Origin of the sequence: Pseudomonas sp. LH21 (assembly GCF_036549575.1) — a bacterium.
In the GTDB taxonomy this organism is placed as follows: domain Bacteria; phylum Pseudomonadota; class Gammaproteobacteria; order Pseudomonadales; family Pseudomonadaceae; genus Aquipseudomonas; species Aquipseudomonas peradeniyensis.
The window spans coordinates 779,034-799,856 of sequence record NZ_CP144367.1 but is presented as its reverse complement, the minus strand read 5'-3'; the positions used below and the strand labels follow the sequence as shown (position 1 = coordinate 799,856).

The 20,823-nt window shown below is 67.9% G+C and carries 20 protein-coding genes; 14 read left to right on the top strand and 6 right to left on the bottom strand.

What is annotated here, in order from left to right; all coding sequences use genetic code 11:
* Positions 1 to 3: 3 nt before the first annotated feature.
* The 3 genes from VUG52_RS03830 (at position 4) to VUG52_RS03820 (ending at position 2,758) form a co-directional block, all read left to right on the top strand.
* Positions 4 to 588 (top strand): IMPACT family protein, encoded by a 585-nt coding sequence (locus VUG52_RS03830; protein ID WP_050703638.1) that lies wholly within the window; start codon positions 4 to 6, stop codon positions 586 to 588.
* A 445-nt stretch (positions 589 to 1,033) separates the two neighbouring features.
* Positions 1,034 to 1,720, top strand: a complete 687-nt coding sequence (locus VUG52_RS03825) for an SDR family oxidoreductase (protein WP_050703637.1) — start codon at positions 1,034 to 1,036, stop codon at positions 1,718 to 1,720.
* 87 nt (positions 1,721 to 1,807) lie between these two features.
* On the top strand, positions 1,808 to 2,758 hold the full coding sequence (locus tag VUG52_RS03820) for an adenosine deaminase (protein WP_050703636.1): 951 nt from the start codon (positions 1,808 to 1,810) through the stop codon (positions 2,756 to 2,758).
* Here VUG52_RS03820 and VUG52_RS03815 read toward each other — a convergent pair.
* A complete protein-coding gene (locus VUG52_RS03815) occupies positions 2,755 to 3,465 on the bottom strand; it encodes an ArsR/SmtB family transcription factor (RefSeq protein WP_050703635.1) in 711 nt (236 codons plus the stop codon). The genes VUG52_RS03820 and VUG52_RS03815 overlap by 4 nt on opposite strands.
* 490 nt (positions 3,466 to 3,955) lie before the next feature.
* Here VUG52_RS03815 and VUG52_RS03810 point away from each other — a divergent pair, with 490 nt between their 5' ends.
* Positions 3,956 to 4,153, top strand: a complete 198-nt coding sequence (locus tag VUG52_RS03810; protein WP_082337625.1) for a hypothetical protein — start codon at positions 3,956 to 3,958, stop codon at positions 4,151 to 4,153.
* On the opposite strand, the gene VUG52_RS03805 is transcribed toward VUG52_RS03810, so the two are convergent.
* Complete coding sequence (locus VUG52_RS03805) at positions 4,104 to 5,285, bottom strand: multidrug effflux MFS transporter (RefSeq protein WP_050703634.1); 1,182 nt, start codon at positions 5,283 to 5,285, stop codon at positions 4,104 to 4,106. The two genes, VUG52_RS03810 and VUG52_RS03805, sit on opposite strands and share 50 nt — an antisense overlap.
* A 247-nt stretch (positions 5,286 to 5,532) precedes the next feature.
* A complete protein-coding gene (locus VUG52_RS03800; protein ID WP_050703633.1) occupies positions 5,533 to 5,730 on the bottom strand; it encodes a heavy-metal-associated domain-containing protein in 198 nt (65 codons plus the stop codon).
* 146 nt (positions 5,731 to 5,876) lie between these two features.
* Between VUG52_RS03800 and VUG52_RS03795 the strand changes: the two genes are divergently transcribed.
* Genes VUG52_RS03795 through cueR form a run of 3 tightly spaced genes read left to right on the top strand, consistent with a single transcriptional unit; the run spans position 5,877 to position 9,118 of the window.
* The gene (locus VUG52_RS03795) at positions 5,877 to 6,263 is read left to right on the top strand and encodes a hypothetical protein (RefSeq protein ID WP_050703632.1); all 387 of its coding nucleotides are present in this window, start codon (positions 5,877 to 5,879) and stop codon (positions 6,261 to 6,263) included.
* 54 nt (positions 6,264 to 6,317) lie between these two features.
* Positions 6,318 to 8,717: a heavy metal translocating P-type ATPase gene (locus tag VUG52_RS03790; RefSeq protein WP_050703631.1), complete on the top strand. Its 2,400-nt coding sequence runs from the start codon at positions 6,318 to 6,320 to the stop codon at positions 8,715 to 8,717.
* The gene (cueR, locus tag VUG52_RS03785) at positions 8,714 to 9,118 is read left to right on the top strand and encodes a Cu(I)-responsive transcriptional regulator (RefSeq protein WP_050703630.1); all 405 of its coding nucleotides are present in this window, start codon (positions 8,714 to 8,716) and stop codon (positions 9,116 to 9,118) included. Before VUG52_RS03790 ends, cueR begins: the two co-directional genes overlap by 4 nt.
* 159 nt (positions 9,119 to 9,277) lie before the next feature.
* On the opposite strand, the gene VUG52_RS03780 is transcribed toward cueR, so the two are convergent.
* On the bottom strand, positions 9,278 to 10,054 hold the full coding sequence (locus tag VUG52_RS03780; protein WP_262974476.1) for an AraC family transcriptional regulator: 777 nt from the start codon (positions 10,052 to 10,054) through the stop codon (positions 9,278 to 9,280).
* A 48-nt stretch (positions 10,055 to 10,102) separates the two neighbouring features.
* Positions 10,103 to 11,380 (bottom strand): acetyl-CoA C-acetyltransferase, encoded by a 1,278-nt coding sequence (locus VUG52_RS03775; protein WP_050703628.1) that lies wholly within the window; start codon positions 11,378 to 11,380, stop codon positions 10,103 to 10,105.
* Between the two features lie 117 nt (positions 11,381 to 11,497).
* On the opposite strand from VUG52_RS03775, the gene VUG52_RS03770 reads away from it, so the two are divergent.
* The 7 genes from VUG52_RS03770 to VUG52_RS03740 all read left to right on the top strand — a co-directional run bounded on the left by VUG52_RS03770 (position 11,498) and on the right by VUG52_RS03740 (position 18,227).
* Positions 11,498 to 12,850, top strand: a complete 1,353-nt coding sequence (locus VUG52_RS03770) for a 3-oxoacyl-ACP reductase (RefSeq protein ID WP_262974475.1) — start codon at positions 11,498 to 11,500, stop codon at positions 12,848 to 12,850.
* A gap of 2 nt (positions 12,851 to 12,852) precedes the next feature.
* A complete protein-coding gene (locus VUG52_RS03765) occupies positions 12,853 to 13,704 on the top strand; it encodes a MaoC family dehydratase (RefSeq protein WP_050703626.1) in 852 nt (283 codons plus the stop codon).
* Positions 13,705 to 13,760: 56 nt separating this feature from the next.
* A complete protein-coding gene (locus VUG52_RS03760; protein ID WP_050703625.1) occupies positions 13,761 to 14,066 on the top strand; it encodes a MazG-like family protein in 306 nt (101 codons plus the stop codon).
* On the top strand, positions 14,063 to 14,812 hold the full coding sequence (locus VUG52_RS03755) for a methyltransferase domain-containing protein (RefSeq protein WP_050703624.1): 750 nt from the start codon (positions 14,063 to 14,065) through the stop codon (positions 14,810 to 14,812). Before VUG52_RS03760 ends, VUG52_RS03755 begins: the two co-directional genes overlap by 4 nt.
* 20 nt (positions 14,813 to 14,832) lie before the next feature.
* Positions 14,833 to 15,465, top strand: coding sequence for a DUF4136 domain-containing protein (locus VUG52_RS03750; RefSeq protein WP_050703623.1), 633 nt, complete (start codon positions 14,833 to 14,835; stop codon positions 15,463 to 15,465).
* 19 nt (positions 15,466 to 15,484) lie between these two features.
* Positions 15,485 to 16,045: a DUF4136 domain-containing protein gene (locus tag VUG52_RS03745; protein ID WP_050703622.1), complete on the top strand. Its 561-nt coding sequence runs from the start codon at positions 15,485 to 15,487 to the stop codon at positions 16,043 to 16,045.
* Between the two features lie 232 nt (positions 16,046 to 16,277).
* On the top strand, positions 16,278 to 18,227 hold the full coding sequence (locus VUG52_RS03740; RefSeq protein ID WP_256205958.1) for a pilus assembly protein TadG-related protein: 1,950 nt from the start codon (positions 16,278 to 16,280) through the stop codon (positions 18,225 to 18,227).
* On the opposite strand, the gene VUG52_RS03735 is transcribed toward VUG52_RS03740, so the two are convergent.
* Positions 18,212 to 20,797, bottom strand: coding sequence for an ATP-binding protein (locus VUG52_RS03735; protein ID WP_442964605.1), 2,586 nt, complete (start codon positions 20,795 to 20,797; stop codon positions 18,212 to 18,214). The two genes, VUG52_RS03740 and VUG52_RS03735, sit on opposite strands and share 16 nt — an antisense overlap.
* Positions 20,798 to 20,823: the final 26 nt, after the last annotated feature.

Below are 20,823 nucleotides of genomic sequence, written 5' to 3'. Positions count from 1 at the left end.
CTTATGCCTTCTACCCTGCTCGAGCTCTGCGAGTTCCGCGAGGAAATCCGCAAGAGCCGCTTCATCACCCTCGCCGGCCCGATCAGCAGCCCGGCCGAGGCCATGGCCTTCATCGAACGCCACAGCGACCTGGCGGCCACCCACAACTGCTGGGCCTGGAAGCTCGGCGGCCAATACCGCAGCAGCGACGACGGCGAGCCTGGCGGCACGGCCGGGCGCCCGATCCTTGCCGCCATCGAGGCCCAGGACTGCGACCAGGTGGTGGTCCTGGTGATCCGCTGGTACGGCGGCATCCAGCTCGGCACCGGTGGCCTGGCCCGGGCCTATGGCGGCGGCGCCAACAAGTGCCTGCAGCAAGCGCCCAAGCGCTTGCTGGTACAGCGCAGCGAGTTCATCTGCAGTTGCACCTTCAGCGAACTGGCGCTGGTCAAGCTGCGCCTGGGCGAAGTCGACGGCCTGGTGCTGGACGAGCAGTTCACCGCCAACGGCGTCGACCTGCGCATCGCCCTGGGTGACAGCCACCTCGAGGTGCTGCAGCAGCAGCTCGCCGACCTGAGCCGCGGGCGCATCCTGCTGGAACGGGCCTGAGCGTTGCCCACAACTGCTGTGGGCCTGCCTGTGGATAAGCTTGGGGCACTCCGCTGCAGGCCTTGTTCGGCAAGGCCTGCAGTATATTGAGCATATTTTGATCACATTTGTGTGACATTAACCCAAGTCACTGAAAGCGTGTGAGTTATCCCCAGTCAGTAGCGACTGCGTTCCCTGAAACGGGCATTTTCAGGCTGTCGCGCTTGCACACAATTACTGTGGAGCGGCCTGTGGATAACCCGTGAACCACCCTGTCAGACCCCGTCTCCATAGGCCTTTCAGACCTTCGATCATTTTTTGACCAGCCGCGACAGGGCAGCCGACCTCTTCCTGGTTTATGCTCGTCACCCAGGCCCTCCCAGTGGAGGGCAACCGCCACGTTGCCGCGCGACAAGCGAACCTGTGCCCAGCACCGCTCGCCGCGCTCTTGATATGGAGTATCGCTATGACCGCCAACAAGACCGCCCTCATCATCGGCGCCTCCCGAGGCCTCGGCCTGGGCCTGGTGCAACGCCTGCGCGAAGACGGCTGGAACGTCGTCGCCACCGTGCGCGACCCGCAACAGCCGGGTGCGCTGGGCGAAGTCTCCGGGGTGCGCATCGAGCGCCTGGAGATGAACGACACCGCCCAGCTCGACGGGCTCAAGCAACGCCTGCAAGGCGAAGTCTTCGACCTGGTGTTCGTCAACGCCGGGGTGATGGGCCCGCTGCCGCAGGATCTGGAAAGCGTGCAGGTACGGCAGATCGGCGACCTGTTCATGACCAACGCCGTGGCGCCGATCCGTGTGGCCCGCCGCCTGGCCGGCCAGGTGCGCGAAGGCAGCGGCGTGCTGGCCTTCATGAGCTCGATCCTGGGTAGCGTGACCATCCCCGACGGTGGCGAAGTCTGCCTGTACAAGGCCAGCAAGGCCGCGCTCAACTCGATGATCAACAGCTTCGTGGTCGACCTGCAGCGCCCCGACCTGGCCGTGCTGGCCATGCACCCGGGCTGGGTGAAGACCGACATGGGCGGCGAGAACGCCGAGATCGACGTGCTCACCAGCACCCGTGGCATGCTCGAGCAGATCAAGGCCCAGAGCGGCAACGGTGGCCTGCGCTTCATCAACTACAAGGGCGAGGCGCTCATCTGGTAAACCCGGGCGATACCGGCCTGGGTGGGCGCATTGCCCGGCCAGGCCCTGTAGAATGGCGGCCAACCGTACCTGATCGAGATTGCACACATGTATGAATGGCTGAACGCCTTGCCCAAGGCGGAACTGCACATGCACCTGGAGGGCTCGCTGGAGCCCGAACTGCTGTTCGCCCTGGCCGAACGCAACAAGATCGCCCTGCCCTGGGCGGACGTCGAGACCCTGCGCAGCGCCTATGCCTTCAACAACCTGCAGGAATTCCTCGACCTCTACTACCAGGGCGCCGATGTCCTGCGCACCGAGCAGGACTTCTACGACCTGACCTGGGCCTACCTGAAGCGCTGCAAGGCGCAGAACGTCATTCACACCGAGCCGTTCTTCGACCCGCAGACCCATACCGACCGGGGCATCCCGTTCGAGGTGGTGCTCGATGGCATCAACCGGGCCTTGAAGGATGGTCGCGAGCAGCTGGGCATCAGCAGCGGCCTGATCCTCAGCTTCCTGCGCCACCTGAGCGAAGACGAAGCGCACAAGACCCTGGACCAGGCCCTGCCGTTCCGCGACGCGTTCGTCGCCGTGGGCCTGGACAGCTCGGAAAAAGGCCATCCGCCGAGCAAGTTCCAGCGCGTCTTCGACCGCGCCCGCAGCGAAGGCTTCCTGACCGTGGCCCATGCCGGCGAGGAAGGCCCGCCCGAGTACATCTGGGAAGCCCTCGACCTGCTGAAGATCCAGCGGATCGACCACGGCGTGCGCGCCATCGAGGACGAGCGCCTGATGCAGCGCATCATCGACGAGCAGATCCCGCTGACCGTCTGCCCACTGTCCAACACCAAACTGTGCGTATTCGAACATATGGGCCAGCACAACATCCTCGACATGCTCGAGCGTGGCGTGAAGGTCACGGTCAACTCCGATGATCCGGCCTACTTCGGTGGCTATGTCACCGAGAACTTCCACGCCCTGCACCAGCACCTGGGCATGACCCAGGACCAGGCACGCCGCCTGGCGCAGAACAGCCTGGACGCGCGCCTGGTCCGCTAGCCGGCCTGTCGGGCCGGGAGGCAGGCGATCGCGTTGATCTGCTGCTGGCCGAGCGGTGTGAGCTGCACCGCCCGGCTGCCCTCCTGTTCACGCACCCAGCCCGACTGGGTGAACAGCCGAAGCAGGGCCTTGCCCAGGCAACCGCCCAGGTGCGGGCCCTGATCGTTCCATTTGCTGCAGTGGCAAATCACGCAGCCGTGCCGGTCACCGGCAGCCAGCGCGTCGATGAACACCCCCAGCGCCTCCAGATGCTCCTTGCCCTCCTGGCTCACCGACAGGTACTGCTCGCTCCCCTCCAACCAACCGGCCACATGCAGGCGGTGGAGCAGCGCGGCGGCCACTTCGCCGCCCAGGTGGTCGCCACACAGGCGCGCCTTGCGCATCGACAGGGGAATCTGCAGCGTCGTGCCCTGCTCTGCCGGTGAGCGGCTCGCCAGTTGAACGCTGGCCAGCGCCTCCACGGCGGTGCCGACCTCCGGCGTGGCCAGGCGGAAGAAGCGCTTGCGGCCACGCGCCTCGTGCCTGAGCAGCCCGGCACTGGACAACAGCGACAGGTGCGCGCAGGCCGACGAGGTGCTCAAGCCGGTGAGCACGGCAAGCTCGTCCGCCGCACGCGGGGTGCCATCGATCAACGCCCACAACATGGCGCTGCGCTTGGGATCGGCCATCAGGTTGGCGACCTGACTGATGCTGCGGACTGCGTTCATGAACCTGAAGCTCCCTGATGAATCCCGCCTGCTGGCGAACGCCGCAGATGCCCTGCCTCCGGCGTGGGCAAGCGCGGGATGGTTCGTGTGCCGGATGATCGGCGCCAGCCGCGCAAAACGCTCACGCCACGCTGGTCGCCGGAGGCAGTATAAGCCGCTGGAAGGCGCTCGCTGTGAGGGAGGCATGGCCCAGGCGGGTCGGCATTCGCCTCCCAAAAAACGTTCTGAAAGATGCGTCTGTCAGAGCGATAGACGGCTGATCCTGCTCATCCCCCGTACTACCGTGGCTGTAGCGGGAACGAAGCTGACAGCTGCTATCAGGGGGCTCGATATGTCCGACAGTGAAGGGGAATATTTCCGCCTTGCAAAACAGAAGGTCTCCCTACTTCAGACCGTCATGACCGTCAGTCAGGGTACTGACCCTGGTCATGGCACGGGGCGGGGGCAGCGCTACACTAGATCCGCTCCCGCTCACTGGAGGTGGATCGCGATGAAGATTGTCGTCAGTGCGTCGAACCGGAATCCCGCCTGCCCCTGGCAGGTCCAGCTCGACCAGCATGTGGTGAGTTTCCGTAGCGAGGCCGAGGCACGGTCGTTCGTTGCCCTGCTGGAGGCGCGCCTCAACGCGCCCCACCCGCTCACGCAGGCCGGCTGGCCTGCAGGCGCCGGGTCAGCATTGCGACACTGACCACCAGCGCGCCGCACAGGCTGATCACCAGCGCCATGGGCACCGCGCTGCCGTCATGCAGCACCCCGACCAGCGCCGCCGCGCCCGCGGCGACGCTGAACTGCAGGCAGCCCATCAGGGCCGAGGCACTGCCCGCACGCGTACCTTGCCCGCTCATGGCGCAGGCCGAGGCGTTGGGGATGATGCAGCCGAGGCTGGCGATGCACACGAACAGCGGCACCAGCAATGGCCAGAGCTGTGCCGGGCGCAACGCCGCGACCACCAGCAGCGCCAGCGCCGCCACCAGGTACAACCACACCGCTCGCGCCAGCAGGAACGCCGGGCCGCGCTTGGCCAGCAGCCGCGCATTGACCTGGGCCATCAGGATGAAGCCGGCGGCGTTGGTGCCGAACAACCAGCCGTAGTGCTCGGGCGGCACACCGTAGAGTTTGATGAACACGAACGGCGAACCGGCGATGTAGGCGAACATCCCGGCGATGGCGATGCCACCGGTCAGTGCATGGCCGACAAACACCCGGTCGCCGAGCAGGCTCAGGTACTGGCGCAGCGCGCCCGACAGCGGCTGGCGCGGTATATGGGCCGGCAGGCTTTCCGGCAGGCCCAGGCCGACCGCCAGCAGGCACGCCGCGCTGAACAACCCCAGGGCGAGGAAGATCGACTGCCAACCTGCCACGTTGACCAGCACGCCACCGAGCATCGGCGCGAGGATCGGCGCCAGGCCCATCACCAGCATCAGCTGCGAGAACACCTTGGCCGAGGCCACCGCGTCACACTTGTCGCTGACGATCGCCCGCGACAGCACCATGCCGGCGCAGCCACCCAGGGCCTGGACGAACCGCGCCAGGATCAAGCTGTCGAGATTGGGCGCATAGGCGCAGGCCAGCGACGCCATGGTGAACAGGCCGACGCCGAACAGCAGCGGCAGGCGCCGGCCGAAACGGTCGGCCACCGGCCCGTAGGCGAGCTGACCCAGGGACAGGCCGAGGAAGTAGGCGGCCAGGGTGGCCTGCACATGCTTTTCGTCGGTGCCGAAGGCATGCGCCATGGCCGGGAAGGCCGGCAGATAGAAGTCGATCGCCAGAGGCCCGAACGCACTGAGGGCGCCGAGAATCAGCAAGGTTCGCAGGTTCATGGAGAATCCATAGCAGGCTAAGCAAGTTCGCTAGTCTACCTGCACTGGATCACCCGGCGTTGAAAACCTTTGTAATAATTGATCTGAGTGTCCTGTAGGAAAAGGCAGAGAACAGGGTTGCAGCAGAATCGGCGTGGGAGGATCAGCGTGGGAGCGGGCTTGCCCCGCGATGAGGCCAGCCAGGCCAACATCATTGCCTGTTCTGGCGCCATCGCGGGGCAAGCCCGCTCCTACAGAGGTTGCCTTATCAGGCCACTTCGGCCTGATACCCCTCTTCACGAATCGCCGCGAGGATCCGATCCGCCGCCAGGGCACTCTCCACCCGCACCTGCCGCGCCGCCAGGTCCACTTCCACCCGCGCCGCCGCATCCTGCTCCTGCACCGCGCGGGTCACGCCCTTCACGCAATGGCCACAGGTCATGCCTTGCACATTGAATACTTGCATCGAGGTTGCCTCCTTGTGGGTTTTGCCCAGTCTCAGCCTTGCCATCGGGGCAAGGTCAAGTTCCGCGGAAAACGGCCGGGCTGGAAATCCGCGCGCGGCTCGGCCAAGCTGCGCCTTTGACGATTTTGGCAAGCAGGAGATTTTTCATGATCAGGGCAGCATTGGGCCTCGTCGGATTGCTGGGCGCACTGGCCGTCGTGCCACCGGCCAGCGCCGAGGGCAATTCGGACTACAGCGTGCTGATCATTTCCCGGGAACGCCTGGAGGTGGCCACCAGCTGCGAGATCGGCATCTACCTCAATGACCAGCTGTCCGGCCGCCTGTTCCAGGAACAGGCGACCTCGTTCAACCTGCCGCCGGGCCCCGTCGATGTGCGCCTGCGCCTGTTGCCCGGGCAGGTACCCGGCTGCGCCCCCGGCGTCGAGGACCAGCGCAGCACGCGGCTGACCCTGCAGGCGGGCCAGATCAACAAATACCGGATCGCCATGGGGCACAATGGCCTGGTGCTCAAGAGAGCCGGCCTGGGCTATTGACCTTGCCCGCATGGCAAGGTTGATGCTGGAGGCCTGTCCACGGAGGAGAGAGCCATGCCCGCATCCACCACCTTCGACCTGCCGATCGGCGGCATGACCTGCGCCAGCTGCGCAGGTCGGGTCGAACGCGCCCTGCGCAAGGTCACCGGTACCGAACACGTCAGCGTCAACCTCGCCACCGAGCAGGCCCGGGTCCAGGCCCCGGCCGACAGCCTGCCAGCGCTGGTCGACGCGGTGCGCGACGCCGGCTACAGCGTCCCCACCCGCACCCTCGAACTGCAGATCGGCGGCATGACCTGCGCCAGCTGCGCCGGCCGGGTCGAGCGCGCCCTCGGCAAGCTGCCGGGGGTCGAGCAGGTCAGCGTCAACCTGGCCAGCGAACGCGCCCACCTTGAGGTGCTCGAGGGCGTCGACGACGGCGCGCTGATCGCTGCGGTCGAGAAGGCCGGTTACAGCGCCACCCTGCCGCTTGCCAGCCACGATGACCAGGCACAGGCCCGACGCCGCCTGCGCAACGAACGCCTGGCGGTCGCCGCCGCCCTGCTGCTGGCACTGCCACTGGTGCTGCCAATGCTGGTGCAACCGTTCGGCCTGCACTGGATGCTGCCGGCATGGGCGCAGTTCCTGCTGGCCACCCCGGTGCAGTTCATCCTTGGCACGCGCTTCTACGTCGCCGCCTGGAAGGCCGTGCGCGCCGGCGCCGGCAACATGGACCTGCTGGTCGCCCTGGGCACCAGCGCCGGCTACGGCCTGAGCCTGTACCAATGGGCCAATGCGCACAGCGGCATGGAGCCGCACCTGTACTTCGAAGCCTCGGCGGTGGTGATCGCCCTGGTGCTGCTGGGCAAGTACCTGGAAAGCCGCGCCAAGCGCCAGACCGCCAGCGCCATCCGGGCACTGGAAGCCCTGCGTCCGGAACGCGCCGTGCGGGTTATCGACGGGCGCGAGGAAGACGTCGCCATCAGCCAGCTGCGCCTCGACGATGTGGTGCTGGTCAAGCCCGGCGAACGCTTCCCGGTCGATGGCCAGGTGCTCGAAGGCAGCAGCCACGCCGACGAAGCCCTGATCAGCGGTGAAAGCCTGCCGGTGCCCAAGCAGCCCGGCGACGCGGTGACCGGTGGCGCCATCAACGGCGAAGGCCGCCTGCTGGTGAAGACCCTGGCGCTGGGCACCGAGACCGTGCTCGCCCGCATCATCCGCCTGGTCGAGGACGCCCAGGCGGCCAAGGCGCCGATCCAGAAGCTGGTCGACCGGGTCAGCCAGGTGTTCGTCCCCGCAGTGCTGGTACTGGCCCTGGTCACTTTGGTCGGCTGGTGGCTGGCCGGCGCACCGCTGGAAACCGCGCTGATCAACGCCGTCGCCGTGCTGGTGATTGCCTGCCCCTGCGCCTTGGGCCTGGCCACACCTGCGGCGATCATGGCCGGCACCGGCGTCGCCGCCCGCCACGGCATCCTGATCAAGGACGCCGAAGCACTGGAGCGCGCCCATGCGGTCAACCGCGTGGTGTTCGACAAGACCGGCACCCTCACCTCCGGCAGCCCGCGCATCGTCCATCAGCAGGCCAGCAGCGGCGATGACAACGAACTGCTGCGCCTGGCCGGCGCCCTGCAACGCGGCAGCGAGCACCCGTTGGCCAAGGCGGTGTTCGACGCCTGCGCCGAACGCAATCTTGACGTACCGCAAGTGACCGACAGCCAGTCCCTCACCGGCCGTGGCATCGCCGGCCAGGTGGACGGCCGCGAGCTGGCCCTGGGCAACCGCCGCCTGCTCGACGAGAGCCAACTGCTGCCGGGCGAACTGGCAGCCAGCGCCCAGGCCTGGGAGGCCGAAGGACGCACCTTGTCCTGGCTGATCGAGCGCGGCAGCCAGCCTCGCGTGCTAGGCCTGTTCGCCTTTGGCGACAGCCTCAAGCCCGGCGCCGGCCAGGCCATCGCCGCCTTGCATGCGCGCCACATCAGCAGCCACCTGCTGACCGGCGACAACCGCGGCAGCGCCAAGGTGGTGGCCGAGGCCCTCGGCATCGACGACGTGCACGCCGAGGTGCTGCCGGCGGACAAGGCCGCCACGGTGGCCGCGCTCAAGCAACAGGGCGTGGTGGCCATGGTCGGCGACGGCATCAACGATGCCCCGGCGCTGGCGGCCGCCGACATCGGCATCGCCATGGGCGGTGGCACCGACGTGGCCATGCAGGCGGCCGGCATCACCCTGATGCGCGGCGACCCGCGCCTGGTACCTGCCGCCCTGGAGATCAGCCGCAAGACCTACGCGAAGATCCGCCAGAACCTGTTCTGGGCATTCATCTACAACCTGATCGGCATCCCCCTGGCCGCGCTGGGCTACCTCAATCCGGTGCTGGCCGGCGCCGCCATGGCGCTGTCCAGCGTCAGCGTGGTGAGCAATGCCCTGTGGCTGAAGACCTGGAAACCCACCGCCATCGACCAGGAGGCCCCATGAACATCGGCCAGGCCGCCCGCCGCAGCGGGCTCAGCGCCAAGATGATCCGCTACTACGAGTCCATCGGCCTGCTGCGCCCCGCCACGCGCAGCGAAAGCGGCTACCGGCTGTACCAGCAGGAGGACCTGCACAGCCTGGCGTTCATCAAGCGCTCGCGGGACCTGGGCTTTTCCCTGGAGGAAGTCGCCAGGCTGCTGACCCTGTGGCAGGACCGCCAGCGTGCCAGCGCCGACGTGAAGGCCCTGGCCATGCAGCATATCGAGGCGCTGAACAAGCGCATCGAGGAGCTGGTAAGCCTGCGCGACACCCTCGGCGAGCTGGTGGCCCACTGCCAGGGCGACGACCGGCCGGACTGTCCGATCCTCAAGGACCTGGCCAATGGCAGCGGGTGCTGTCACTGATGGCCCAGCCATCTCATGAACCTCGTGGGAGCGGGCTTGCCCCGCGATGCGCTGCATGGCACCGGCGTTGCCGGTGATCGCGGGGCCAGCCCGCTCCCACGCTGGTGATGCTGCAACGAGGTGGTGCCAGTTCGACGGGGTGGTTTTTCCCAGCACCACCTACAGCCGCAGCTCCCCCGGGGTCGCGCCGAACAGCTGGCGGAACGCGGCGATATAGGCCGAGGTCGAGTCATACCCGCAGCCCAGCGCGGCCTGGGTGACGCTCTCCCCGGCTTCCAGCAGCGCCAGCGACGACAGCAGGCGCATGCGCTGGCGCCAGTTGCGAAAGCTCAGCCCCGTCTCGCGCTGGAACAGGCGCATCAAGGTCTTTTCCGACACCCCGAGTTGCACCGCCCACTGCTGCAGGGTCTGGGGCTGGTCGGGGGCGGCGATCAAGCCGTTGCACAACGCCAGCAGGCCCGGGTGACGTGGCAGTGGCAGCGAGAACCCCACCTGCGGCAGGGTGCGCAGCTGGTCCAGCAACACGGCCACCAGCCGCGCCTCGGCACTGTCGCCTTCCGGGTAGTTCACCGCGAAAGTGCAGAACTGCTTGATCAGTTCCCGCGCCAGCGGCGTGACCTCCAGTACCCGGCACTCACCCGGCGCCCAGGGGCAGGCGTCGCGGCGCACGTACAGGCTGCGCATCTCGGCCTGCATCGAGGTCAGAACTTCGTGCTCGGTGCCGGCCGGGATCCACACACCCCACTGCGGCGGGGCGAAGTAGCTGCCGTCGCTGGTATAGACACCAAGCACGCCGCTGATGGCATAGGAGAACTGCACCCAGTCATGCTGGTGACGGGTGGTCCAGGACCCGGCGCCCAGGCGCTCGGCGCGGGCGTAGAGTGGCCTGGGCAGGTGGTCCAGGGCGGGGATGGGACGCGGTCCGGTGATCGACATGCTGAGGCCTGGTGTCTCGGGTCGGACAAGGGTACCAGCCATCGCCGCCTAGCGTTCGACGATCGCAGTCACCCCCTGTCCGCCCGCCGCGCAGATCGAGATCAGGCCACGCCCCTTGCCACGCTCGCTGAGCAGCTTGGCCATGTTCGCCAGTATCCGCCCTCCCGTCGCCGCGAACGGATGCCCCGCAGCCAGCGAGCTGCCCTTCACATTCAGCCTGGCGCGATCGATCGACCCCAATGGCCCTTCGAGCCCCAGGCGCGTGCGGCAGTAGTCGGCATCCTCCCAGGCCTTGAGGGTGCACAGCACCTGCGCGGCGAAGGCTTCGTGGATCTCGTAGAAGTCGAAATCCTGCAAGGTCAGGCCATTGCGCGCCAGCAGCCGCGGCACCGCGTACGCCGGCGCCATCAGCAGGCCTTCCTGGCCATGGACGAAATCGACCGCCGCCGCCTCGCCGTCCACCAGGTAGGCCTGCACCTTCAGCCCCTGTGCCTCGGCCCAGGTCTCGCTGCCGAGCAGCACCAGCGAGGCGCCATCGGTCAACGGCGTGGAGTTGCCCGGCGTGAGCGTGCCCAGGCCGCTGCGCTCGAACACCGGCTTGAGCTTGGCCAACTGCTCCAGGGTCAGGTCGGCGCGCAGGTTGTTGTCCCGGGTCAGGCCGAGGTAGGGCGTGAGCAGGTCGTCGTGCCAGCCCTCGCGGTAGGACGCCGCCAGGTGCTGGTGGCTGAGCAGGGCCAGTTCATCCTGCTCCTCACGGCCGATCTGCCAGGTCTGCGCCATGCGTTCGCAGTGCTCGCCCATCGAAAGCCCCGTGCGGGGCTCGCCATTGCGCGGCAACTCGGGCTTGAGCAGGCCCGGGCGCAGTTTCAGGAAGGGCTTGAGACGTTCACCGAGGGTCTTGCCGCGGTTGGCCTGCAGCAGGATCTGCCGCAGCCCTTCGCTCACCGCGATGGGCGCGTCCGAGGTGGTGTCGACACCCCCGGCGATGCCACTGTCGATCTGCCCCAGGGCGATCTTGTTGGCCACCAGCAACGCCGCTTCCAGGCCGGTGCCGCAGGCCTGCTGGATGTCGTAGGCCGGTGTCTGCGGCGACAGCCTCGAGCCGAGCACGCACTCGCGGGTCAGGTTCATGTCACGCGAATGCTTGAGCACCGCGCCGGCCGCCACTTCGCCCAGGCGCAGGCCGTGCAGCCGGTAACGCTCCACCAGGCCCTCGAGGGCCGCCGTGAGCATCGCCTGGTTGCTGGCCTTGGCGTAGGCGCCGTTGGAGCGGGCGAAGGGAATCCGGTTGCCCCCCAGGATCGCGACCCGGCGAATTGACTGCATGCCTGTATTCCTCCTGAAACAATTTGATCCTTAAGCCTAGGTTCTTTTCGCGCATTCGAACGACCCTGCCACAAACTTGGTCCACACTTGCATGCTTGCCTTCAGGGAGAACCGTACATGAGCGACCGCTATCTGGGCTTTGCCAACTCCACCCTCGGACGAAAACTGGTCGATGCCCTCGGCCTGCCCCGCCCGGTGCCGCTGGAACGCTGGCAGGCCGGGCGCCTGCGCCCCATCGAGGGCGCACTGGTGCTGGGCGGCGGGCCGCTGGCAGACCAGGTAGCGGCGATCGCTCCGCGCCTGACTGCCGACTGCTATGGGTTCGGCAGCGAAGCGCTCGAAGTCCCTGCCTGGGTCGCGGGCCTGGGGCCGAAGCTCAAGGCGGTGGTGTTCGATGCCAGTCACCTGTCCGACAGCGATGACCTCAAGCAGTTGCGCGAATTTTTCCAACCCCTGCTGCGCAGCCTGGCCTCCAGCGCCCACGTGGTGATCCTGGGGCGTGCGCCAGAAGCCATGGCCGATGCGCAGGCCAGCGTCGCCCAGCGGGCCCTCGAAGGCTTCAGCCGCTCGCTGGCCAAGGAACTGCGCAATGGCGCCACGGCCAACCTGCTGTATGTCGCCGAAGGCGCCGAAAGCCAGCTCGAGGGCGCGCTGCGCTTCTTCCTTTCGCCCAAGAGCGCATTCGTTTCCGGCCAGGTCCTGCGCCTGGCGCCCTGCGCCGCCCAGGTGCAAGACTGGACCCGACCGCTGGCCGGTCGCCACGCCCTGGTCACCGGCGCCGCCCGGGGCATCGGCGCGGCGATTGCCGAGACCCTGGCCCGGGACGGCGCCGAGGTGACGCTGCTCGATGTACCCCAGGCCCAGCGCGACCTCGACGCCCTCGCCGCGCGCCTGGGCGGCCGCGCCCTGGCGCTGGACATCTGCGCCGCCGATGCCGCCGCGCAACTGCTCGAAGCCCTGCCCCAGGGCCTGGATATCGTTGTGCACAACGCCGGCATCACCCGCGACAAGACCCTCGCCAACATGACCCCGGAGTACTGGGACGCGGTGCTGGCCGTCAACCTCAAGGCGCCCCAGGTGCTGACCGAGGCGCTGTTCGAGGGCGGCAAGCTGCACGCGGATGCGCGCATCACCCTGCTCGCCTCGGTCAGCGGCATCGCCGGCAACCGCGGCCAGTCCAACTATGCGGCCAGCAAGGCCGGGCTGATCGGCTTCGCCCAGGCCTGGGCGCCACGCCTGGCCGAACAGGGCGCCAGCATCAACGCGGTGGCGCCGGGCTTCATCGAAACGCACATGACCGCGGCCATGCCCATGGGCCTGCGCGAGGCCGGCCGGCGTCTGAGCTCGCTGGGCCAGGGCGGTTTGCCGCAGGACGTCGCCGAAGCCATCGCCTGGCTCAGCCAGCCGGGCTCGGGCGCGGTCAATGGCCAGGCCTTGCGGGTCTGCGGCCAGGCCTTGATGGGAGCCTGACCATGACCCGACCCTGGCACGACCTGCACAGCCCCGACTCACGACTGAGCCTGTACCTGCGCGCCCTCGGCAAACGCAAGATCCGTGGCAGCCAGCTGCCGGAGCAGGGCCTGCGCTGCTATCTGCGGGTCGATCCCGCCAACCTGGCGGCCTACCGCCGGCTCTGCCACTTCGCCGACGACGGCCGCCTGCCGGGTACCTACCCGCACATCATGGCCTTCAGTTTGCAACTGCAGCTGCTCACCGCCGAGGATTTTCCCTTCCCGCTGCTGGGGCTGGTGCACCTGCACAACAGCCTGCAGGTGCTGCGCCCCCTGGGCGGCATCGACGGGCTGCGCTTCGCGGTGTATGCCGACAACCTGCAACCCCATGAAAAGGGCGGCACCTTCGACCTGGTGACCGAGGCAGAGGACGGCCTCGGCATGCTCTGGCGCGAGACCAGCCGCATGCTGGTGCGCGGCCTCAAGCTCGAGGCACCGGTGGCGGACCTAGCCGAGACAACGCCCGTCGCGTTGCCCGAGGCCACCCGCTGGTATGCCGACGGCGATATCGGCCGACGCTACGCCAGGGTCTGCGGCGACTACAACCCGATCCACCTGAGCAGCCTCACGGCACGCCTGTTCGGCTTCCCCAGGGCCATCGCCCATGGCATGTGGAGCAAGGCCATGGCGCTGGCGGCTTTGCAGGGGCACCTGCCCAAGGCCGGGTATGCCTTTTCGGTGGACTTCCACAAACCGGTGCGCCTGCCTTCGGAGGTGATACTGAGCGCCAGCGAGGCGGGGCCAAGCGGCGAGCTGCGCCTGGATGGCCACGGCGGGCTGCTGCACATGCTCGGCAGTTGGCGCACGCTCTGATCGGGCTTGCTTTGCAAGGCACCTCGCCGGAAGCTATGCGCCACGAGGAGACCCCGATGAACCTGCAAGAACTGACCGAGCGCCTGCACCGCATCCGCGACACCAACGACTGGCGGGTATTCCACAGCCCGAAGAACCTGGCCATGGCCGCCAGCGTCGAAATGGCCGAGCTGGTGGAGATCTTCCAGTGGCTGACAGAGGATGAGTCCCGCCAGCTGCCCGCCGACAAGCTCGCCCACGCCGGCCAGGAAGTCGGCGATATCGTCCTCTACCTGTTGCTGCTGTGCAGCGAACTGGGCCTGGACATGGACGAGGTGGTGCGGGCCAAGCTCGCCGACAGCGAGAGGCGCTTCGCAAAATGAACGACCGTCACTTCGATGAATTGGCCAGCCGCTTCGCCGAGAAGATCTACGGCGGCGCCAAGGGCGCCATCCGCCTGGCGGTACTCCAGGCCGACCTGGCCGAGGCCCTGCCCGATCGTCCGCTGCGGGTGCTCGATATCGGCGCGGGCCTCGGTCACATGGCCCTGTGGCTGGCCCAGCGCGGCCACCAGGTGACCCTCGCCGAACCCGCCGCGCCGATGCTCGACGGCGCCCGCGCACGCTTCGCCGAGGCCGGCCAGCAGGCGACCTTCATCCAGGCACCCTGGCAGGAACTGCTCGGCCAACTCACCGAACCCTACGACCTGGTGCTGTGCCATGCCGTGCTCGAATGGCTGGCCGAACCCGAGAGCATCCTGCCGGTGCTGCACCAGCTGACCGCACCGGGCGGCTGGCTGTCGCTGGCCTTCTACAACCGCGACGCGCTGGTCTACCGCAACCTGCTCAAGGGCCATTTCCGCAAGCTGCGGCACAATCGCCTGGCCGGTGAAAAGCAGAGCCTCACGCCACAGAAACCACTTGATCCGCGCGAGCTCAGGGCGCAACTTGAAGCGCTGTGGCAGGTCGAAAGCGAGAGCGGCGTACGGGTATTCCACGACTACATGCCCAAGGAGTTCCAGGACAAGGCCGAGCTGCTCGACCTGCTGGAGATGGAACTGGCGCACCGCCGCCACCCCAGCTTCGCCGGCCTGGGCCGCTACCTGCACTGGATGTGCCGCCCCCACTGACCCGCTCGCCAGGAGGATCCATGCCGTACCGTCTGCTCTGCCTGGCCCTGCTCCCCCTCACCCTGGCCGCCTGCCAGGGCAGCAACCCCTATGTCGCCAGCGGCAAGCCGCTGCCGCCGGCGCCGCCCCAGGCCGCCAAGACCTTCGATGCCAGCGCCTATCCCGCGCCGGCACGCGACTACGGCCGTTACCGCAGCTGGAGCTGGCGCAACAACCAGCCACCCGGGGGCCTGGTCAACGCGACGCCGGGCCAGCTGGCCGACGCGGTGAGCGGCGCCCTCGACCAGCACGGCCTGCGCCCGGCGCACAATGCGCCCGCCGACCTGCTGGTCAGCGCCGACGTGCGCCTGGAACGGCGCCTGCGCCAGGTGCGCGACTACGACTACGATCCCTATTACGGTCCCTACCCTTACGGCGGCGTCGGCTACGGTGGCTATCGCAACGGCTATGGCGGCTACGCCAGCGTGCCGATCGTGCGCACCTACGAAGTCGAGGTGATGGTGGTGCGCATCGACCTGTTCGATGCCCGCAACGGCCAGCCGGTGTGGAGCGCCAGCGCCGAAAGCGGCAGCGACAAGGACTCGCCGCGTGAACGCGAAAGCGCCCTGCGCGAGTCGGTGAGCAAGGCGATGAGCGGCTATCCTCCCAGCTAACCTCCCACGGAGAACCATCATGTTGCGCCGTCTCGTTCTACTGTCCTTCGCCCTGCTGCTGGCCGCCTGTTCGAGCAACAACGTGCAGCACGACTTCGATGCCAGCCGCGACTTCGCCGCCTACCGCAGCTGGGCCTGGCAGGAGCCGGGCCTGCAATATCGCCCGGACGATCCGCGGATCAAGAGCGACCTGACCGAACAGCGCATTCGCCAGGCAGTCGCCGGCCAGCTCGACCAGCGCGGCCTGCGCCCGGTCCAGGGCAATGCCCGGGCGGATGTGAAGGTGCGCGCCTACCTGATCGTCGAGGACCGCCAGCAGCAGATCACCACCAACTACGGCGGTGCCTGGGGTGGCTACTGGGGCGGTTACTGGGGTGGGCCGATGTACAACGAGACGCGCAGCGTCGACTACAAGGTGGCGACCATCCAGGTCGACCTGTTCGACGGCCGTGACGGCAAGCTGGTATGGCGCGGCAGCGCCGAGCAGATCATGAACAACTACCCGCCCAGCCCGCAGGAGCGTAATGCTGCGATCCAGAAGACCGTGACCCAGGTGCTGAGCAACTATCCGCCACATTGAAACCTGAGCGCCCCCTGTAGGAGCGGCCTTGCGCCGCGAAAGGGCCGCACAGCGGCCCCAGCGATCTATGCATGAACGCTGAAATCCAGGGGCTGCTGCGCAGCCCTTTCGCGGCACAAGGCCGCTCCTACAGGGTGTCGAGCGCAGTAAACAAGGCAACTTGCCATCACCTTGACTACACTCCTTGCACCGCCGCCGCGCTGCCGGGCCACAGGCCGGCAAAGGAGTGCCCGTGGTTCCCCGTTCCGCTGTGCGCCAACGTGGCGCGATCGGCCTGATGGCCGCGCTGACCATGGGCCTGGCCCTGGTGTTAATGCTCCTGACCGTCGACAGCGGCCGTCTCTACCTCGAACAACGCAAGCTGCAGCGCATCGCCGACATGGCCGCCCTGGAAGCCGCCGAGCACGGCGGAGTCTGCAGCGGCAGCGGCCCGCAGGCCTCCGCCCTGGCCCGCACCGCAGCCACCCGCAACGGCCACTCGCCCCTCAATCCACTGATCGCCAGCTGCGGCTACCTGCGCACCGGCATCGACAACCTGCGCACCTTCACCGCCGACAACGTGCGTAACGAGGCGATCAAGGTCGAGGTCAGCAACGTGGTGGTCACCAGCGTCGCCGGCGGGGTATACGCGCTGGTCCAGGGCGGTGCCATCGCCCGCACCACCACACTCCGTGCCAGCGCGGTCGCCGCCAGCCCAGGGCCGCCCCAGGCGATGTTGAGCATTCGTACCACACTCCTGCAAGTCAACTCGATGCAATCAGCCGTTCTCAACGCGCTGCTGAAGGCCATCGGTGCAAGCACCCAACTCAGCGTGCTGGGCTGGCAAGGTATCGCCGATACCCAGCTCAACCTGCTCAGCTATACCGACGCACTGTCGACCGAACTGCACCTGGACCTGGGGGACTACCAGCAATTGCTGAACCTGGAGACCACTACCGAGAAGCTGTTGGACGTTGCCGTCAAGGTGCTCCAACAAAGTGGGGCCACTGCGCAGGTGACCGGCAACCTGCTCAAGCTTGCGGCAGACCTGACGGGGCCGATAACGCTGGGTGAGCTGCTGAATCTCCAGACCGGGACGGTCCAGGCGGGCCTGGATGCGAACGTTCAACTGCTGCAGCTGGTGCAAGCCATGATTCAGGTGGCGGCGAAGCGGCAAGCCGTGAATGCCGAAATCCCTATCAATGCATTGGGGCTGGTCAACGGTCGCGTGTACCTCAAGGTGATCGACCCTCAGCAAACCTCTGCCGCGGGTGACCCGCGTACCGATGAGTTGCGTGTTCATACAGCCCAGATCCGGGCGCTGGTCTCCCTCGACCTGCCCCTGCTGAGCGGCATCGCCGGGCTGCTCAACGCGGTGCTGGACCTGGCGGCACCCTTGACCAACGTGCTCAACAACCTGCTCAGCCTGAACCTGCTGGGCACCGTGCAATCGTTGACCTGCGCCCTGGGCATTCCGTGCAAGGTCAGCGACATCAAGCTGCTGGACGGCCAGGTGCATATCGATATCGGCATCGAAGTCGCCGAAGGCAGCAGCCGCCTGCGCCCGGCACCGCCCGACAACTACACCTGCACCCCGAAGAGCCTGACCACCCTCACCCAGCGCTCGGCGGCGAAGATCGCCATCGGCAGGTTCGATTCCCCGGCGGATTTCCTCAGCAACGGCACTACCGTGGTCAAGGCCCTGCCGGTCATCGATATCGGCACCAATGTCTGCAGCCGCCTGCTGATCCTGCCGCCGTCCTGCGGTACACGGGTGCCCTATGCCGGTGGCGGCATCGGCCTGCGGGTGGACAGCAAGCTGCTGGGCAGTGGCCCGGTGGAAAAGACGCTGCTGTTCAGCGGCGCCCATGCCCCGACCGAAATCGGCCAGGAACCTGCCTACCAAGCCATGGACAGCGACCAGGCCCAGGTGGTGGCGAGCCTGTCCGACACCCTGGCGGGCATCCACCTGGAAGCCTACAAGCCCACCGGCAATGGCGGCCTTGGTCAGGTGCTGGTGCTCACCGCCGGGCTGCTGGACGGGGTGAAGAACATCCTCGAGCCGGTCATCAAGAACCTGCTCAGCCCCCTGCTCGATCCCCTGGTCAACGGCTTGCTCAAGGTGCTGGGGATCGACCTGCTCGACGCCCAGGTCGGCACCAACCTCAGTTGCGCCAGCGGCCACACTCAACTGGTGCTGTGAAGGGGCAGCTCGACCCGCAAGCACGCACCCTCGGCGCCGTTGTCCACGCTCAGGCAGCCGCCCATCTGGCTGACGATGCCATGGCTGACCGACAGACCCAGCCCGGTGCCGACCCCGGCCGGCTTGGTGGTGAAGAAGGGTTCGAAGATCCGCTCGTGCAGTTGCGGATCGATCCCGCCGGCGTTGTCCTCCACCAGCAGCGACAGGCCCCCGCCATGCAGCGCCTGGCGTACCCGGATCCATGGCTGCGCCACCTGCTTTTCCAGCAAGGCGTCACGGGCATTGACCATCAGGTTGATCAGCACCTGTTCCAGCTGATCCTGATGCCCGAGCACCTGCGCCAGGGCCTCGGGCGGCTCCAGGCGCAGCGTCACGCCCTTGCCGCGCAGGCCTTCCTCGAGCAACGCCCGGGCGCCTTCCACCGCGGCCCAGGCGGCGAAGGGCTCGCGCTCGACCGCCGAGCGCCGGCCATACACCCGCATATGATCGACAAGACGGGCGGCCCGCTCGACCTGGGCCTCGATACGGCGCAGCTTGTCCTCCAGGTAGGCCTGATCGGCGGCGCCGCTCTCCAGGCGCTTGAGGGTGTTGGCCACCGCCATGCGCATCACGTTGAGCGGCTGGTTGATCTCGTGCAGCAGGCCGGTGGCCAGCTCGCCGAGGGTCGCCATCTTCGCGCCCTGCAGCAGTTGCTGCTGGCTGCGCCGCACCTCGGTGTTGTCGCGGCCCACGGCCTGGACCTCCAGCAGGTTGCCCTCGGCGTCGAACAACCCACGGTCGGCCCAGACCCACCAGGCATGCTCGCGACCGGGCAGTTGCAGGCAGATCTCCGCGCTGCTCACCGGCTGCTCCGGTGTCAGCGCCCGCAGGCGCAGGAGGAAGGCCTCGCGCTGGCCGGCGGACAACCACTGCCCCAGGTCCGCGCCCTGCAACTGCTCGGGCATGCAGCCCAGGTAGTCGGCCAGGGGCCGATTGCCGAACAGCACGGTCAGGTCCGGACGATAACGACAGATCATCGCCGGCGAGTCCTCCACCAGCACGCGGTAGCGCTCCTCGCTCTGGCGCATGCGCTCGGCGGCTTCGGTGGCCTCGCTGACGTCCAGCCACAGGCCGACCACCTCCAGCGGCTGGCCGAGGTCGTTTCGCAGCAGGCGGGCCTCGTCGAGCATCCAGTGATAGCCGCCAAGGTGATCGCGCAGGCGATAGCGGCAACGCACCTGGCCATCGCGCAGCAGGCCGCGGGTGCGTTCGAGCCACAACGGGCGGTCGTCCGGATGCACCGCCAGCCCCGGCTGGCGCGCCTGTTCGCTGTCAGCCGCCCAGCCCAGCAACGGCGCCAGGCTGGCGCTGTAGAAGTCGCTGTGCAGCGCGCCTTCGGCATAGCGCTGCACGTAGATCACCGCGGGCGAGCGGGCGATGAGGTTCTCCAGCCGCGCACGGGCCGCGCCGGCCTGCTGCTCCTGGGCCTTGAGGGCGCTGATATCGAGCAGGAAGCCGCGCAATTGGCCGCCCTGGCCCTGCCCGGCCCAATGCAGCCAGCGCGGCGGCGCCAGGGGATCGGGGTCCGGCACACGCACGCTCAGGCTCAGCGCCTGCCCGTCACGAGCCTGGTCCAGGGCCAGTTGCGCCGGCTCGCGGTCCGCCGGGTGCAGGCGGGCGAGCCATTGGCCAAGGCTGACCCGGTTCGCCAACCCGAGGCTCGCGGCCAGGGCCGGGTCCAGCTGCAGCTCGCCGTGCGCCGGCCACTCCCACCACCCCGCGCCCAGCTGGCGCTGCAGGTCATCGAGGTGATGGGCCTGGTGCTGCAGTTGCTGGCGGCGATGGCGCACCAGCAGCGGCTCGGTCAAGGTCCGCACCAGCGCCAGGGCCATGTCGACCGGGGGCGCCTGCCGCGCCCCGGCGCACAGCACCCAGGCCTCGGCCTCCAGGCCCTGACGATAGGGCACCAGAAACAGTGAAGCAGCACCGCACAGGGCAAGCAACTCGGGGTCGTCATCGACCCCGATCAGGGTATGGGCCGGCCAACGCTCCAGGCGCTCGCGCAGCTTGCGATCATCAGGCCAGGGCCAGGTCTCGTCGCTGCTGGCGTAGTGGCGCCAGCCCCCCGCCTCGCGCAGCATCAGCCGTAGCGCGGCCGCCTGCCAGTGCTCGGCCAGGCTGTACAACTGTTCGCGGGTCGTCTGTAGCAGGCGCTCGCTGCCGCATTCGCGCAGAGCGTGGCCGATCTCGCCGAGCAGGGGGCGCTGACGGTCCCAGCGCTGTTCGCGCAGCAGGTCGCCGATGTCGAAAAGCTGCAGCATCCAGCCCTGTTCATGGCGCTGCAGCCAGCCACGGGTGTGCAACGCATGCCCCATGACGGTATGGAAGTCCAGGTCCAGGGGCTGGCCCTGCCAGTCGGCGGGTTGCCCTTCGAGCACCAGCCAGCTATGGCGCTCCAGAAAATCGTGCACCCGCGCACCCGCCTGAGCGGGAAGTGCCAGCAGGCTGCGCAGCGGACCGGCCAGGCGCAGCACCCGCGCCTGGTCGTCGAGCCACAGCTGCAGGCCGATGGCCGGTGTCACCTCGGGCATCTGGGCCGGGACCGGCGCGGCGAACC

Excerpts from the sequence above, each read along its gene's own strand:
- VUG52_RS03830 (WP_050703638.1), top strand. The coding sequence starts at position 4 with ATGCCTTCTACCCTGCTCGAGCTCTGCGAGTTCCGCGAGGAAATCCGC.
- VUG52_RS03825 (WP_050703637.1), top strand. The coding sequence starts at position 1,034 with ATGACCGCCAACAAGACCGCCCTCATCATCGGCGCCTCCCGAGGCCTC.
- VUG52_RS03820 (WP_050703636.1), top strand. The coding sequence starts at position 1,808 with ATGTATGAATGGCTGAACGCCTTGCCCAAGGCGGAACTGCACATGCAC.
- VUG52_RS03815 (WP_050703635.1), bottom strand. The coding sequence starts at position 3,465 with ATGAACGCAGTCCGCAGCATCAGTCAGGTCGCCAACCTGATGGCCGAT.
- VUG52_RS03810 (WP_082337625.1), top strand. The coding sequence starts at position 3,956 with ATGAAGATTGTCGTCAGTGCGTCGAACCGGAATCCCGCCTGCCCCTGG.
- VUG52_RS03805 (WP_050703634.1), bottom strand. The coding sequence starts at position 5,285 with ATGAACCTGCGAACCTTGCTGATTCTCGGCGCCCTCAGTGCGTTCGGG.
- VUG52_RS03800 (WP_050703633.1), bottom strand. The coding sequence starts at position 5,730 with ATGCAAGTATTCAATGTGCAAGGCATGACCTGTGGCCATTGCGTGAAG.
- VUG52_RS03795 (WP_050703632.1), top strand. The coding sequence starts at position 5,877 with ATGATCAGGGCAGCATTGGGCCTCGTCGGATTGCTGGGCGCACTGGCC.
- VUG52_RS03790 (WP_050703631.1), top strand. The coding sequence starts at position 6,318 with ATGCCCGCATCCACCACCTTCGACCTGCCGATCGGCGGCATGACCTGC.
- cueR (WP_050703630.1), top strand. The coding sequence starts at position 8,714 with ATGAACATCGGCCAGGCCGCCCGCCGCAGCGGGCTCAGCGCCAAGATG.
- VUG52_RS03780 (WP_262974476.1), bottom strand. The coding sequence starts at position 10,054 with ATGTCGATCACCGGACCGCGTCCCATCCCCGCCCTGGACCACCTGCCC.
- VUG52_RS03775 (WP_050703628.1), bottom strand. The coding sequence starts at position 11,380 with ATGCAGTCAATTCGCCGGGTCGCGATCCTGGGGGGCAACCGGATTCCC.
- VUG52_RS03770 (WP_262974475.1), top strand. The coding sequence starts at position 11,498 with ATGAGCGACCGCTATCTGGGCTTTGCCAACTCCACCCTCGGACGAAAA.
- VUG52_RS03765 (WP_050703626.1), top strand. The coding sequence starts at position 12,853 with ATGACCCGACCCTGGCACGACCTGCACAGCCCCGACTCACGACTGAGC.
- VUG52_RS03760 (WP_050703625.1), top strand. The coding sequence starts at position 13,761 with ATGAACCTGCAAGAACTGACCGAGCGCCTGCACCGCATCCGCGACACC.
- VUG52_RS03755 (WP_050703624.1), top strand. The coding sequence starts at position 14,063 with ATGAACGACCGTCACTTCGATGAATTGGCCAGCCGCTTCGCCGAGAAG.
- VUG52_RS03750 (WP_050703623.1), top strand. The coding sequence starts at position 14,833 with ATGCCGTACCGTCTGCTCTGCCTGGCCCTGCTCCCCCTCACCCTGGCC.
- VUG52_RS03745 (WP_050703622.1), top strand. The coding sequence starts at position 15,485 with ATGTTGCGCCGTCTCGTTCTACTGTCCTTCGCCCTGCTGCTGGCCGCC.
- VUG52_RS03735 (WP_442964605.1), bottom strand. The coding sequence starts at position 20,797 with ATGCCCGAGGTGACACCGGCCATCGGCCTGCAGCTGTGGCTCGACGAC.